The 270-nt window shown below is 55.6% G+C and carries 1 rRNA gene; it reads right to left on the bottom strand.

Going from position 1 to position 270, the window contains the following annotated elements:
- Positions 1 to 97 (bottom strand): 5S ribosomal RNA (rrf, locus tag IF54_RS40710); the annotation flags it as partial.
- Positions 98 to 270: the final 173 nt, after the last annotated feature.

Below are 270 nucleotides of genomic sequence, written 5' to 3'. Positions count from 1 at the left end.
CCCACAGGGTCCCCCCTGCAGTACCATCGGCGCTGTAAGGCTTAGCTTCCGGGTTCGGAATGTAACCGGGCGTTTCCCTCACGCTATGACCACCGAAACCCTAATGGTTTCGAGCGAACAAGCACACTCTTCTGTTGTGTGGTTCAGCTCTAGCCGACAACCGTTCGTTGTCTCAGAACTAACACAGTGGACGCGAGCAAATATGGACAAGCCCTCGGCCTATTAGTACCGGTCACCTCCACCCATTACTGGGCTTCCAGATCCGGCCTA

The sequence above is a fragment of the Streptomyces sp. NRRL B-3229 genome (assembly GCF_000719505.1).
Taxonomy (GTDB): domain Bacteria; phylum Actinomycetota; class Actinomycetes; order Streptomycetales; family Streptomycetaceae; genus Streptomyces; species Streptomyces griseorubiginosus.
This window is presented reverse-complemented; position numbering and strand designations above follow the sequence as displayed.